Annotated in this window: 10 protein-coding genes; all 10 read left to right on the forward strand. The window is 65.1% G+C overall.

Going from position 1 to position 15287, the window contains the following annotated elements; translation table 11 throughout:
• Nucleotides 1-39 precede the first annotated feature (39 nt).
• Nucleotides 40-3540, forward strand: a complete 3501-nt coding sequence (gene rpoB / locus AC5RTS_RS10360; protein ID WP_493991978.1) for a DNA-directed RNA polymerase subunit beta — start codon at nucleotides 40-42, stop codon at nucleotides 3538-3540.
• A gap of 194 nt (nucleotides 3541-3734) precedes the next feature.
• Nucleotides 3735-7625, forward strand: a complete 3891-nt coding sequence (locus tag AC5RTS_RS10365; RefSeq protein ID WP_493991979.1) for a DNA-directed RNA polymerase subunit beta' — start codon at nucleotides 3735-3737, stop codon at nucleotides 7623-7625.
• A 101-nt stretch (nucleotides 7626-7726) separates the two neighbouring features.
• The gene (locus tag AC5RTS_RS10370) at nucleotides 7727-8494 is read left to right on the forward strand and encodes an IclR family transcriptional regulator (RefSeq protein WP_493991980.1); all 768 of its coding nucleotides are present in this window, start codon (nucleotides 7727-7729) and stop codon (nucleotides 8492-8494) included.
• A gap of 166 nt (nucleotides 8495-8660) precedes the next feature.
• Nucleotides 8661-9857, forward strand: coding sequence for a 4-hydroxybenzoate 3-monooxygenase (locus AC5RTS_RS10375; RefSeq protein WP_493991981.1), 1197 nt, complete (start codon nucleotides 8661-8663; stop codon nucleotides 9855-9857).
• A gap of 129 nt (nucleotides 9858-9986) precedes the next feature.
• Complete coding sequence (gene pcaH / locus AC5RTS_RS10380; protein WP_493992016.1) at nucleotides 9987-10805, forward strand: protocatechuate 3,4-dioxygenase subunit beta; 819 nt, start codon at nucleotides 9987-9989, stop codon at nucleotides 10803-10805.
• On the forward strand, nucleotides 10805-11371 hold the full coding sequence (gene pcaG, locus AC5RTS_RS10385; protein WP_493991982.1) for a protocatechuate 3,4-dioxygenase subunit alpha: 567 nt from the start codon (nucleotides 10805-10807) through the stop codon (nucleotides 11369-11371). Before pcaH ends, pcaG begins: the two co-directional genes overlap by 1 nt.
• A 2-nt stretch (nucleotides 11372-11373) precedes the next feature.
• A complete protein-coding gene (locus AC5RTS_RS10390; protein WP_493991983.1) occupies nucleotides 11374-12780 on the forward strand; it encodes a lyase family protein in 1407 nt (468 codons plus the stop codon).
• Nucleotides 12777-13589 (forward strand): alpha/beta fold hydrolase, encoded by an 813-nt coding sequence (locus AC5RTS_RS10395; protein WP_493991984.1) that lies wholly within the window; start codon nucleotides 12777-12779, stop codon nucleotides 13587-13589. Before AC5RTS_RS10390 ends, AC5RTS_RS10395 begins: the two co-directional genes overlap by 4 nt.
• A gap of 4 nt (nucleotides 13590-13593) precedes the next feature.
• Entirely contained in the window at nucleotides 13594-13998 is a 405-nt protein-coding gene (gene pcaC, locus AC5RTS_RS10400; protein ID WP_493991985.1) for a 4-carboxymuconolactone decarboxylase, read from the forward strand.
• A gap of 77 nt (nucleotides 13999-14075) precedes the next feature.
• Nucleotides 14076-15275: a thiolase family protein gene (locus AC5RTS_RS10405; protein ID WP_493991986.1), complete on the forward strand. Its 1200-nt coding sequence runs from the start codon at nucleotides 14076-14078 to the stop codon at nucleotides 15273-15275.
• The last annotated feature ends 12 nt before the right edge of the window (nucleotides 15276-15287 follow it).

Consider the following 15287-nt stretch of genomic DNA (forward strand, 5'->3'; position numbering starts at 1 on the left):
AGCGCGAAACACGCCTGAAGGTCTGTGGAAGGATCCCTCTTGGTCGCCTCGAGCACCTCTAATAACGAAACCGCTACTAATCCGGAGAACGCAGCTTCCCGGATTTCATTCGCAAAGATTCACGAACCGCTTGACGTTCCCAATCTTCTTGCCCTGCAGACGGACAGCTTTGACTGGCTCGTCGGCAACGAGCGCTGGAAGGCACGCGTCGAAAAGGCGCGCGAAACCGGCGAGCAGGGTATTGCAACCACGTCCGGCCTGGCCGACATCTTCGAGGAAATCTCCCCGATCGAAGACTTCCAGGGCACCATGTCCCTGAGCTTCTCGGAGCCGGAGTTTGCCGACCCGAAGTACACCATGGCTGAGTGCAAGGACCGGGACGCAACGTACTCGGCTCCGCTGTACGTCAAGGCCGAGTTCATGAACAACAACACGGGCGAAATCAAGCAGCAGACCGTGTTCATGGGCGACTTCCCCCTGATGACAGACAAGGGAACGTTCGTCATCAACGGCACCGAGCGTGTCGTTGTCTCCCAGCTGGTCCGCTCCCCGGGCGCCTACTTCGAGCGCACCGCGGACAAGACCAGCGACAAGGACATCTACACCGCGAAGATCATTCCTTCCCGCGGTGCCTGGTTCGAACTGGAAATCGACAAGCGCGACCAGGTCGGCGTCCGCCTCGACCGCAAGCGCAAGCAGTCGGTCACCGTACTTCTGAAGGCCCTGGGCTGGACCGAAGGCCAGATCCTTGAGACCTTCGGCGAGTACGACTCCATCCGTGCCACCCTGGAAAAGGACCCCACGGAAACGCAGGAAGATGCCCTGCTGGACATCTACCGCAAGCTGCGACCGGGCGAGCCGCCCACGGTCGAAGCTGCCAAGACGCTGCTGGAGAACCTGTACTTCAACCCGAAGCGCTACGATCTCGCCAAGGTTGGCCGTTACAAGATCAACCGCAAGCTGGGCATCGACAAGCCGCTGACGGATTCCGATGCTTCGGTGCTGAACAATGACGACATTGTCGCCATGATCAAGTTCCTGGTGGCACTGCACGCCGGCGAGAAGACCGTTCCGGGCAAGCGCGACGGCAACGACGTCGAAATCCGCGTGGAGGTCGACGACATCGACCACTTCGGCAACCGCCGCATCCGCGCCGTCGGTGAACTGATTGAAAACCAGATCCGTACGGGCCTGTCCCGCATGGAGCGTGTGGTCCGCGAACGGATGACCACCCAGGACGTCGAGGCCATCACGCCGCAGACCCTGATCAACATCCGTCCCGTTGTGGCTGCCATCAAGGAGTTCTTCGGAACCTCCCAGCTCTCGCAGTTCATGGACCAGAACAACCCGCTGGCCGGCCTGACGCACAAGCGCCGTCTGTCCGCACTGGGCCCGGGCGGTCTGTCCCGTGACCGTGCAGGCATGGAAGTCCGAGACGTTCACCCGTCCCACTACGGCCGCATGTGCCCCATTGAAACCCCTGAAGGCCCGAACATCGGCCTGATCGGTTCGCTGGCTTCCTACGGACGCATCAACGCCTTCGGCTTCATCGAGACCCCGTACCGCAAGGTCGAAAACGGCGTCGTCACCGACAAGGTCGATTACCTGACCGCCGATGACGAAGTAGAGCGCACCATTGCCCAGGCAAACGCTCCGCTGCGCGCCGACCAGCACTTCGAAGAGGACCTGGTCCTCGTCCGTGCCCGCGGCGGTTCCGGTGAGCCCGTGCTCGTCGAGCCGGACGAGGTCGAGTACATGGACGTTTCCCCGCGCCAGATGGTGTCGGTGGCCACGGCCCTGATTCCGTTCCTCGAGCACGACGACGCCAACCGCGCCCTCATGGGTGCGAACATGCAGCGCCAGGCTGTGCCGCTGCTCCGTTCCGAGCGCCCCGTGGTGGGCACCGGCATGGAGAAGTACACCGCAGTTGACGCCGGCGACTCCGTGACCGCGAAGAAGCCCGGTGTTGTCACCGAGGTTTCCGCTGACCTTGTCACCGTCATGAACGACGACGGCACCGAGACCAGCTACCCGATCATGAAGTTCGAGCGCTCCAACCAGGGCAACGCCTACAACCAGCGCGTGCTGGTCTCCGAGGGCGCCCGGGTTGAGGTCAACAGCATCATCGCCGACGGTCCCGCAACGGACCAGGGTGAACTGGCCCTTGGTAAGAACCTGCTCGTGGCATTCATGTCATGGGAAGGCCACAACTACGAAGATGCCATCATCCTGTCCCAGCGCATGGTCTCCGACGATGTCCTGACCTCGATCCACATCGAGGAGCACGAGGTTGACGCCCGCGACACCAAGCTTGGTGCCGAGGAAATCACCCGCGACATCCCCAACGTCTCCGAGGAGGTGCTGTCGCAGCTCGACGAGCGCGGCATCATCCACATCGGAGCCGAGGTTGAAGCCGGCGATATCCTCGTTGGCCGTGTCACCCCGAAGGGCGAAACGGAACTGACCCCGGAGGAGCGCCTGCTGCGCGCCATCTTCGGCGAGAAGAGCCGCGAAGTCCGCGACACCTCCCTGAAGGTTCCCCACGGCGAGTCCGGAACCGTCATCGGCGTGCGCATCTTCGACCGCGACAACGACGACGAGCTGCCCCCGGGCGTGAACCAGCTGGTCCGCGTCTACGTGGCACACAAGCGCAAGATCACGGACGGCGACAAGCTGGCCGGCCGCCACGGCAACAAGGGCGTCATCTCCAAGATCCTCCCGATCGAAGATATGCCGTTCATGGAAGACGGAACCCCCGTCGACATCATCCTGAACCCGCTGGGTGTTCCGGGCCGAATGAACGTCGGACAGGTCCTGGAAATCCACCTGGGCTGGGCTGCCAAGCAGGGCTGGAAGATCGAGGGCGAGCCGGACTGGGTCAAGGACCTGCCGAACCTGCCCCGTGAGACCGGCCCCACCACGGTCGCCACCCCGGTGTTCGACGGTGCCAGCGAGGACGAAATCACCGGCCTTCTCGATTCCACCAACGTGACCCGTGACGGCAACCGCCTGATCGGTGCTTCGGGCAAGGCCCGGATGTTCGACGGCCGTTCCGGCCAGCCGTTCCCGGACCCGATCTCCGTGGGCTACATGTACATCCTGAAGCTCCACCACCTGGTGGACGACAAGATCCACGCCCGCTCCACCGGCCCGTACTCCATGATCACGCAGCAGCCGCTGGGTGGTAAGGCACAGTTCGGCGGACAGCGCTTCGGTGAAATGGAAGTCTGGGCCCTGGAAGCGTACGGCGCTGCCTACACGCTGCAGGAACTGCTCACGATCAAGTCCGATGACATCCACGGCCGCGTGAAGGTCTACGAAGCCATCGTCAAGGGCGAGAACATCCCGGAGCCCGGCGTTCCGGAATCGTTCAAGGTCCTGATCAAGGAAATGCAGTCGCTCTGCCTGAATGTGGAAGTCCTCTCCACCGAGGGCAACACGATTGAAATGCGTGACTCGGATGAAGAAGTCTTCCGGGCCGCGGAAGAACTGGGTATCGATCTGTCCCGCGCAGAGCCGAGCTCAGTAGAAGAGGTTTAGCAGCAGTTGCACCGTCCCGGCTGGCGCCGGGACGGTCCGGAACGGCGGCAACGAAATTCCGCGGCTCGCAGAGCTCGCAACGGAATATTAAAGCCGCCTAACCCGGACCGCCTGGCGCCAGTGGGATGGTCACCTCGTGCTCTTTCCGTACCCCGAGACATTCAGATTTAGAGAACAAGAGAGAACAGGGACCCATGTCCAACGATTCCACGTTCGGCCTTATGCGAATCGGCCTTGCCACCGCGGATGAAATCCGTGGCTGGTCTTACGGTGAGGTCAAGAAGCCGGAAACCATCAACTACCGAACCCTGAAGCCGGAGAAGGACGGTCTTTTCTGCGAAAAGATCTTCGGTCCTTCCCGCGACTGGGAATGCTACTGCGGCAAGTACAAGCGCGTGCGCTTCAAGGGCATCATCTGTGAGCGCTGCGGCGTCGAGGTGACCCGTGCCAAGGTACGCCGCGAACGGATGGGCCACATTGAGCTCGCCGCTCCCGTGACGCACATCTGGTACTTCAAGGGTGTTCCCTCCCGCCTGGGCTACCTGCTGGACCTGGCACCGAAGGACCTCGAGAAGGTCATTTACTTCGCTGCCTACATGATCACCTCGGTTGACGAAGAGAACCGCCACGCCGAACTGCCGAACCTGCAGGCCGAGCACGACCTGGAGCGCAAGCACCTCGTCGACCAGCGCGACTCCGACATTGCCGCCATCGCCAAGGACCTCGAAGGCGAGCTTGCCCGCCTCGAAGGCGAAGGCGCCAAGGCTGCCGACAAGAAGAAGGCCCGCGACTCCGCCGACCGCCAGATGGCCAAGGTGCGCCGCGACGCCGACCACAACATTGAGCGCCTCGAGCAGGTCTGGGACCGGTTCAAGAACCTCAAGGTCGGCGACCTGGAAGGCGACGAAGGCCTCTACCGCGAACTGCGTGACCGCTACGGTCTGTACTTCGAAGGCTCCATGGGTGCCGAAGCCATCAAGAAGCGTCTTGAAGACTTCGACATGCAGGCAGAGTCCGAGTCCCTGCGCGACATCATCCAGAACGGCAAGGGCCAGCGTAAGACGCGTGCCCTGAAGCGCCTGAAGGTTGTCAACGCGTTCCTGACCACCTCGAACAGCCCGCTGGGCATGGTCCTGGATGCCGTCCCGGTGATCCCGCCGGAACTGCGCCCGATGGTCCAGCTCGACGGCGGCCGTTTCGCGACGTCCGACCTCAACGACCTGTACCGCCGCGTGATCAACCGCAACAACCGCCTGAAGCGCCTGCTGGATCTCGGTGCCCCCGAGATCATCGTGAACAACGAAAAGCGCATGCTGCAGGAAGCTGTTGACTCCCTGTTCGACAACGGCCGCCGCGGCCGTCCGGTCACCGGACCGGGCAACCGTCCGCTGAAGTCGCTGTCCGACATGCTCAAGGGCAAGCAGGGCCGCTTCCGCCAGAACCTGCTGGGTAAGCGTGTTGACTACTCCGGCCGTTCCGTCATTGTTGTTGGCCCGCAGCTGAAGCTGCACCAGTGCGGCCTGCCCAAGCAGATGGCACTGGAGCTCTTCAAGCCGTTCGTGATGAAGCGCCTGGTTGACCTCAACCACGCCCAGAACATCAAGAGCGCCAAGCGTATGGTCGAGCGTTTCCGTCCGCAGGTCTGGGACGTGCTGGAAGAGATCATCACCGAACACCCGGTGCTGCTCAACCGTGCACCCACCCTGCACCGCCTCGGCATCCAGGCCTTCGAGCCGCAGCTGGTTGAAGGCAAGGCCCTTCAGCTGCACCCGCTGGTCTGTGGCGCCTTCAACGCCGACTTCGACGGTGACCAGATGGCAGTACACCTGCCGCTGAGCCCCGAAGCGCAGGCAGAAGCACGCATCCTGATGCTGTCCTCGAACAACATCCTGAAGCCGTCCGACGGCCGCCCGGTCACCCTGCCTTCGCAGGATATGATCATCGGCCTGCACCACCTCACCACCAAGCGCCCCGGTGCTGTCGGTGAAGGCCGCGTGTTCGGATCCCTGGCCGAAGCCATCATGGCCTCGGACATGGGCGAGCTGCACCTGAACGCCCTGGTCAAGATCCGCGTTGACGGCTTCGTGCCCAGCGCAGACCAGCCCGCACCGGAAGGTTGGGAAGAAGGCACCCCCGCCCTCATCGAAACCTCCCTCGGCCAGGTTCTGTTCAACCAGACCCTGCCGGCGGACTACCCCTGGGTTGCCAAGGTTGCGGACAAGGGACAGCTTTCGGCGATCGTCAACGATCTCGCTGAGCGGTACCCGAAGGTTGTCACGGCTGCCACGCTGGATAACCTGAAGGACGCCGGTTTCTACTGGGCCACCCGCTCGGGCGTTACCGTTGCCATCTCCGATATTGCGGCTCCGATCGACAAGCCGGCCATTATGGAAGGCTACGAAGCTCAGGCTGCCAAGGTTGAAAGCCAGTACGGCAAGGGCCTGATCGCTGAAGACGAGCGCCGCCAGGAACTGATCGATATCTGGAACAAGGCCACCAACGAGGTTGCTGCTGCAATGCGGGCCAACATGCCCGAATTCAACAACATCAACCGCATGGTGTCCTCCGGTGCCCGTGGTAACTGGCTGCAGGTCCGGCAGATTGCCGGTATCCGTGGCCTGGTGGCCAACCCTAAGGGCGAGATCATCCCGCGCCCGATCAAGTCCTCCTACCGCGAGGGCCTGTCGGTGCTGGAATACTTCATCGCCACGCACGGTGCCCGTAAGGGTCTCGCCGATACCGCTCTGCGTACCGCTAACTCGGGTTACCTGACCCGCCGTCTGGTGGACGTTTCCCAGGACGTTATTGTCCGCGAGGAAGACTGCGGCACCGAGCGCGGCCTGAACGTCACCATCGCGGTTCCGGATGCCAACGGTGAGCTCCAGCTGCACGAAGAGGTCGAGAACTCGGCCTACGCCCGTACGCTGGCCACCGATGTCACCGATCCGCAGGGCAACGTCCTGGCCAAGGGCGGCGACGATGTGGGCGACGTGCTCATCGCGAAGCTGTTCGAAGCCGGTGTCACCGACATCAAGGTCCGCTCCGTACTCACCTGTGAGTCCGCCGTCGGTACCTGTGCACTTTGCTACGGCCGCTCCCTGGCCACGGGTAAGACCGTGGACATCGGCGAGGCCGTGGGCATCATCGCTGCACAGTCCATTGGTGAGCCGGGTACCCAGCTGACCATGCGTACCTTCCACACCGGTGGTGTTGCTTCCGCTGAGGACATCACCCAGGGTCTGCCCCGTATCCAGGAGCTCTTCGAAGCACGTACGCCCAAGGGTGTTGCTCCGATCTCCGAGACCGCGGGCCGGGTCACCATCGAAGAGACCGACCGCCAGATGCGTCTGGTTGTCACTCCCGACGACGGTTCCGAGGAAATCGCGTACCCGGTCCTGCGCCGTGCACGCCTCCTGGTTGCCGACGGCGACCACGTCGAGGTTGGCCAGCAGCTGGTCTTCGGTGCGGTGGATCCCAAGCAGATCCTCCGTATCCTCGGCCCGCGCAAGGCACAGGAGTTCCTGGTGGACGAAGTCCAGCGCGTGTACCGCAGCCAGGGTGTGGGCATCCACGACAAGCACGTCGAGGTTATTGTCCGCCAGATGCTGCGCCGCGTGACCGTGATCGAGTCCGGCGATTCCGATCTGCTCCCCGGTGAGCTGACCGAACGCCGCCGCTTCGAGAGCGAGAACCGCCGCGTGGTCTCGGAAGGCAAGAAGCCTGCTTCGGGCCGTCCGGAACTGATGGGCATCACCAAGGCCTCCCTGGCCACCGAGTCCTGGCTGTCCGCAGCTTCCTTCCAGGAAACCACCCGCGTTCTGACGCAGGCGGCCATGGAAGGCAAGAGCGATCCGCTGCTCGGCCTCAAGGAGAACGTCATCATCGGTAAGCTGATCCCGGCCGGAACGGGCCTGCCCCGTTACACCGAGGTCACTGTCGAGCCGACCGAGGAAGCAAAGGCCAACCTGTTTACCGGCCCGAGCGCCTTCAGCGACTTCGACTACGCCGGAGTCGACGGCGGCCTCAGCCCCGAGTTCCACGCCATCCCGCTGGATGACTACGACATGGGCAGCGACTTCCGCTAAGGAAGGCGCATCCGACGGAAGGTCCCGCACCCGAGAGGGTGCGGGACCTTCCGCGTTTAACCGGGCCCGGAGGCAGGAAGCGCTGTGCCAGACTGAAGAGTATGGCGAATTCTCCAACGGGCGAGTCCATGACGGACCGGATTGTGCGGATTATCAGCGCCTTTGACGGAACCCGCCCCAGCATGTCGGTGGCCACGCTGGCACGCCGCACGGGGCTGCCGCTGTCCACCACCCACCGGATGGTGAATGACCTGATGGGCCACGGCTTCCTGCAGAAGGAAGCCGGCGGCCGGGTCCGCCTGGGCCTGCGCCTGTGGGAACTGGCCAACCGCAGTTCCGCAGCCCTTGGCCTCAAGCAGATAGCCATGCCTTTTATGGAGGACATCCAGGCCGTGGTCCGTCAGCACACCCAACTGTCCGTCCTCAGCCAGGACGAGGTGCTATTCATAGAACGGCTTTCCAGCCACGGCTCAGTACTCAACCATGCCCAGGTAGCCGGCCGGCTGCCGGTCCATGTTTCCTCCTCCGGCATGGCCATGATGGCCCACTCTCCCCGGCACCTGCAGGAGGCGTATCTGGTCAAGCGGGATCTGGGCCCGGAGGCGGTACGCGGGCTGCGGGCCGCCTGGGCACAGATACGCCTGCAGGGCAGCGCCAGCCTGCCGGGCGCCGTCGTGCCCGACACCACCGGGATAGCCGTGCCCGTCTTCGGGGCCGGGGGAACCGCCGTCGCCGCCATCGGCGTGGTGGTGCCGACGGGGGAGGAGAACATCCCGGCCACCGTGCCCGCACTGATGACCGCGGCGCGGGGAATCTCGCGGGGCCTGGGGGTCCGGTCCGATGCCGCCGGTCCGCATTACGGCCGCTGACCGGCACCGAACTCGGCAGGACCGCTGATCCAGGCACCGCTGATCTAGGCACCGGTCATGTTGGCATCGGGATTCCCATTCAATGGGAATCCTCTGGGGAATCCCTTGTGCCCGCAGTCACACTTGTAGGGCAGGAACCGCAACAGATTTTCCAAGGGAGCACCAGATGGGCGCACAGCGCACGGTTATCAAGACGCAGGTCGGCATTGTAGGAGGCGGCCCGGCAGGGCTGATGCTCTCCCACCTGCTCGCGAAATCCGGAATCGGTAACATCGTGGTGGAAAAGCGGGACCACGAAACCATCCGCACCACCCACCGTGCGGGCATCCTGGAACACGGCAGCGTGCGAATGCTCACCGAGACGGGCGTCAGTAACCGGGTGCTCACCGACGGATACCGGCATGACGGAATCGACCTCCGTTTCGGCGGCGTGAGCCACCGGATCGACTTCCAGGACCTGGTCGGGGAGTCGGTCTGGCTGTACCCGCAGAACGAGGTGTTCACCGACCTGGCCGCAGCCCGGGAGCGCGACGGCGGCGACGTGCGTTACGGGGTCAGCGACACCTCCGTCACCGATCTGACCACCGATACCCCGAAGATCCTCTTTACCGACGCCGAGGGCACGGAGTTCGAAATTCACTGCGAGCTGCTGGTTGGCGCCGACGGTTCCGCCGGCATCTGCAAACGCTCCATCCCCAAGGAAGCGCGGACGGATAATTTCATCGAATACCCCTTCGCGTGGTTCGGCATCCTCACCGAGGCTCCTCCCAGCGCCCCCGAGCTGATCTATGCCAATTCCGACCGGGGATTCGCCCTGATCAGCCAGCGCAGCGAGACGGTGCAGCGCATGTACTTCCAGTCCGATCCGAATGAGGACCCCAATGCCTGGACCGAGGACCGGATCTGGGATGAACTGCAGGCCCGGGTGGACGGACCGGACGGACTGCAGCTGAAGCGGGGCCCCATCTTCGAAAAGACGGTGCTGAAGTTCCGCAGCTATGTCTGCGAGCCCCTGCGCTACGGCAACCTTTTCCTTGCCGGTGACGCCGGGCATACGGTTCCGCCCACCGGAGCCAAGGGGCTGAACCTCGCCCTTGCGGATGTGCAGGTATTGTTCGAAGCCATTGATTCCTTTTATGCCACCAAGTCGCCGGAACTGCTGGAGGGCTACGGCGACAAGGCGCTGAAGCGGGTCTGGCGGGCGCAGAACTTCTCCTACTGGATGACGTCCATGCTGCACACCCGCGAAGACGCCAGCCCCTTCGAACGCAAGCGTGCGCTCGGGGAGCTCAGCGGCGTCGTTGCCTCCCGGCACGGCAGCGCCTACCTGGCCGAGGCCTACACCGGATGGCCCAACTCCTAATACCGTTCGTATGACGAACACCTGTACACAAGATGAACAAGCGGTGTAGTGTGGTCTCGACCACGCGGACGCATGTTGGATAGCTGGAGCGCAAAGATGCGCCCGAAGTCGAAAGGAAGAACCATGGAAATGGAAGAGGATCTCTTCTCAGACAGCCATGTTGTGGAGAAGCTGGATGCGGCACAGGCGTCGCAGGACCAGATCTCGGCGGAGATTGCCTCGGTCCATGCGGCGTATGACCAGTCCGTGCAGGACGGCGCCGCCCCGGAAAGCCAGCCCCGCATCGACTTCCGGCCCTACCGCAGCTCCATTCTGCGCCACCCCACCAAGGATCCGCACCACGTGGATCCCGAGACGATTGAACTGTGGTCACCGGCGTTCGGGCACCAGGACGTGCACGCGCTGGAGAGCGATCTGACCATCCAGCACAACGGCGAGCCGCTGGGGGAGCGGATCATTGTCCGCGGCCGTATCCTCGACGGCGACGGACGTCCCGTGCGCAACCAGCTGGTGGAGATCTGGCAGGCCAACTCCGCCGGCCGCTACATCCACAAGCGCGACCAGCACCCGGCCCCGCTGGACCCGAACTTCACCGGCGTCGGCCGCTGCATCACCACCGACGACGGCTTCTACGAGTTCACCACCATCAAGCCCGGCCCCTATCCCTGGAAAAACCACTTCAACGCCTGGCGCCCGGCCCACATCCACTTCTCCCTGTTCGGCACGGACTTCACCCAGCGCATGATCACCCAGATGTACTTCCCCGGGGATCCGCTGTTCGCGCTGGATCCGATCTACCAGTCGATTACCGACCAGAAGGCACGCGACCGCCTCGTGGCCACCTATGACCACAACCTGACATCGCACGAGTGGGCGACGGGCTACAACTGGGACATTGTGCTCACCGGCAGCAACCGCACCTGGATGGAAGACGAGGACGCAGAGTAATGAGCGAGCAGAAACTTACCGCCACCCCCGGGCAGACCATCGGCCCGTTCTACGGTTACGCGCTTCCCTTCGAGAAGGACAACCAGCTCCTGGCGCCGGGCCTGCCCGGCAGCATCCGCCTGCAGGGCACGGTAACGGACGGAGCCGGGGACACCATCCCCGATGCCTTGCTCGAAATCTGGCAGGCCGACGCCGAGGGCAACATCCCGCAGCGCACCGGTTCCCTGGTCCGGGACGGCTACACCTTCACCGGCTGGGGCCGCACGGCCGTGGACAATGCCGGGAACTACACGTTCACCACGGTGAACCCCGGACCCACGGAAGCAGGCGCAGCCCCCTTCATCTCCGTCGTCATCTTCGCGCGCGGGCTGCTGAACAAGCTGCATACCCGCATGTACCTCCCCGATGACGAGGAAGCACTGGCACGCGACGCGCTGCTCTCCTCCCTTCCCGAGGACCGGCGGCGCACGCTCATTGCCACCCGCGAGGCCGACGGCGGACTGCGGTGGAACATCTGCCTGCAGGGGGAAAACGAAACGGTTTTCCTCACCTACCCGGGCGCGTAGGCATGGGGGCAGCGGAGAGCGCAGACTACGGCCTGCTCGCACCGGCATGGGCCGGCACGCGGGTAGCCGGGCTGACGGGGGACACGGGGCTGCTCCAGGCCCTGCTGGATGTGGAACTGGCATGGGTTCGGGTGCTGGCCGACGCCGGGCTGGCCGATCCCGGAGCGCCGGCTGCCGTGGCCGCAGTCAGCGACGCTTCCCTGTATGACGCCGCATCCCTGGCGGAACGGGCACAGGGTGGAGGCAACCCGGTGATCCCCCTGCTCGCGGATCTCCGGAAGCTGGCCCGGGAACAGTCCCCGGAGGCTGCAGCGGCGATCCACCGCGGCGCCACCAGCCAGGACATCATGGACACCGCCCTCATGCTCCTGGCCCGCCGCGCGCTGGACACCATCCTGGCCGATGCGGACCGGGCCGCGGCGGCACTGGGTAACCTGGCCCGGAACCACGCCGGGACCCTGTGCGTAGCCCGGACACTGACCCAGCACTCCCTGCCCTCCACCTTCGGGCTGAGGGCCGCGCAGTGGCTGCACGGCATCGGTCAGGCCGCCGACGGCCTGCGCACCGCCTCCCTCCGGCTGCCCCTGCAGTGGGGCGGTGCCTCAGGGACCATGGCCGCGCTGACCACCGCGACCGCCGCGGACAGCGGCACGCCCGGACCCTTTGACCTGGCCTCACACCTTGCCGGGTCCCTGGGACTGGCCGACCCCGTAGCACCGTGGCAAACCAACCGTCTGCCCGTAACCGGCCTCGGTGCAGCACTGCAGGATTTCACCGCAGCCGCGGGCAAAATGGCCAACGACGTGCTGCTGCTGAGCCGGCCGGAAATCGGCGAGGTCTCCGAACCCCGCGCCGCCGGCCGCGGCGGTTCCTCCGCCATGCCGCAGAAGCAGAACCCGGTGCTGTCCGTGCTGATCCGCAGCGCCGCGCTGGCCGCCCCCGGCCACGGCGTACAGCTGCAGGCTGCCGCCGCGGCGGCGGATGACGAGCGTCCCAGCGGCTCCTGGCACGTGGAGTGGCAGGCCTTGCGCTCCCTGCTCCGGCTGGCCGGGGGAGCAGCTGCCAAACTCGCCGAACTGGCCGAAGGCCTGCAGATCCATACCGCGGCACTGGAACGGAACCTGGCAGCCGCCGGCCCCCTGGTGGTCAGCGAAAAGATCATGGCCGTCGTCGCCCCCCGGCTGGACGACGGCGTGCCCGGCCGCGGAAAGAAGATCGTGTCCGAGGCCGTAGCCCGCTCGCTCTCCACGGGTGAACCGTTCGCCGCGGTGCTGCGCAGCACCGTTCCGTCCGGAATCCTCTCCGACGCAGAGCTCGAGGACATCCTTGATCCCGCCAACTACGTAGGGGAGGCCGCCGCACTCATAGAGCGCATCACGGCCGCCTACCCCGGAAAGCAATCAGCATGAGTGTTCCCGCCCTTAAGGCCACCCGCCTCTCCAACGCCGGAGAGGCAGCGCCTGTCCTGATCGCCGGCCCGTCGCTGGGGACTGCGGTCACACCTTTGTGGAGCCGTGCTGCGGCAGCCCTGGACACGTTCACCGTGATCGGCTGGGACCTGCCCGGCCACGGTGCCAGCCCCGCGGCAACCGAGCCCTTCAGCGTCGGCGACCTCGCGGCCGGCGTCGCCAACCTGGTCAGCAGCGCACGGGCAGCGGGCGACATTGCCCCCGAAGCGCCGGTCTTCTACGCGGGTGTCTCGCTGGGCGGTGCCGTCGGGCTGCAGCTGGGACTGGATCACGGCGGGCTCTTCGAGGGTTTGGCGGTGCTGTGCTCCGGAGCCAAAATCGGCGACGCCGGCGGCTGGGAAGAACGTGCCGAAACCGTCAGGGTGCAGGGCACCCCCACCCAGATAGTCGGTTCCGGACAGCGCTGGTTCGCGCCCGGATATATGGAACGCGAGCCCTCCGCCGCGTCCGCGCTGCTGCACTCGCTGCAGAACACCGACCGCTTCTCCTATGCCTTCTGCTGTTCGGCCCTGGCCGGATTCGACGTCCGTGACCGGCTGCCGGACATCACTGTCCCCGTCCTTGCCGTGGCCGGGGCCGAAGACGTTGTCACCCCGCCGTCGTTCGCGGAGCTCATCGCGGACCGCGCCGCCAACGGAACGGCCGCCGTCGTGGAGGATGCCGCCCACCTGGTCCCGGTCGAGCAGCCGGGACGGACCGCCGAGCTGCTGAAGGACTTCTTCGGCACCCAGTACCTGGAAGGGAAATAAGACAGTGATTGCAGACGGACACAAGAGCCGGCAGGACGTGTACGACGAGGGCATGGCCGTCCGCCGGGAAGTCCTGGGCTCCGAGCATGTGGACCGCGCCAACGCCGGCAAAGACGAGTTCACCACCGACTTCCAGGACATGATCACCCAGTACGCGTGGGGCACCATCTGGACCCGGCCCGGCCTGCCGCGGACCATGCGCAGCGCCGTGACCCTCACGGCGCTGATTGCCCACGGTCACCTCGAAGAGTTCGCCATGCACGTGCGGGCCGCGCTGCGCAACGGCCTGAGCCGGGACGAGATCAAGGAAATTGTCCTGCAGTCCGCTATTTACTGCGGGGTTCCCGCAGCGAACTCCGCCTTCAAGGTGGCGCAGGGCGTTTTCCGCGAGATCGACTCCGCGGACTAGCAACTGCGCGGCCCAGCGGCAGCGAGCACCACCCAGCCAGACAATCCAGTACGAGTTTTGAGTTTCAAGGAGCACCGGTGAACCAGGCCTATATCTACGACGCAGTCCGCACCCCCTTCGGCAAGTTCGGCGGAGCCCTCGCAGGGGTCCGCCCGGATGACCTCGCCGCCCAGGTCATCAAGGCCTCCGTCTCCCGCGCTCCGGACCTGGACCCGGCACGCATCGACGAGGTGGTTTTCGGCAACGCCAACGGTGCAGGCGAGGAAAACCGCAACGTCGCCCGCATGGCAACCCTGCTCGCCGGCCTGCCCACCTCCATCCCGGGCACCACGGTGAACCGGCTCTGCGGATCCTCACTGGATGCGGCCCTGATCGCCTCCCGTCAGATCAACACCGGCGAAGCGGACCTGATGCTCATCGGCGGTGCCGAGTCCATGAGCCGCGCTCCCTGGGTGCTGCCGAAGAACGAAAAGCCCTACCCGGCCGGGGACCAGACCCTGGCCTCCACCACCCTGGGCTGGCGCCTGGTCAATCCCGCCATGCCCAAGGAATGGACGGTCTCCCTGGGTGAAGCCACCGAACAGCTGCGCGAGAAATACGGCATCACCCGGGACCGCCAGGATGAGTTCGCCGCAGCCTCCCACGCGCTGGCCGCCAAGGCTTGGGACGAGGGGAAATACGCGGACCTCACAGTAGCCGTTGACGGTGTGGAGCTGGATCGCGATGAAAGCATCCGGGCAGGTTCCACCGTGGAAAAGCTGGCCACCCTGCGCACCGTCTTCCGGCCCGCATCCGATGATGCTTCCGGCGGCACCGTCACCGCAGGCAACGCCTCACCGCTGAACGACGGCGCCTCCGCGGCATGGCTGGGCAGCGAAAACGCCGCCGGCATCCTCGGCCTGGCGCCGCTGGCGCGGATCGCCGGACGCGGCGCGGCAGCCAACGAACCGCAGTTCTTCGGCTATGCCCCCGTGGAAGCGGCCAACCTGGCCCTGAAGCGTGCCGGGATCAGCTGGGGCGACGTCGGAGCCGTGGAACTGAACGAAGCCTTCGCCGCCCAGTCACTGGCCTGCCTGGACGCCTGGGACGTGGATCCCGGCATCGTCAACGCCTGGGGCGGTGCCGTGGCCATCGGCCACCCGCTGGGTGCTTCCGGCACGCGCATCCTGGGCACGCTGGCCCGCCGCCTGCAGGATTCCGGTGAGCGCTGGGGCGTGGCGGCCATCTGCATCGGCGTGGGCCAGGGCCTCGCCGTCGTGCTCGAAAACACCAACTGATACCCAGACACC

The organism is Arthrobacter sp. MDT1-49-2 (assembly GCF_059090185.1).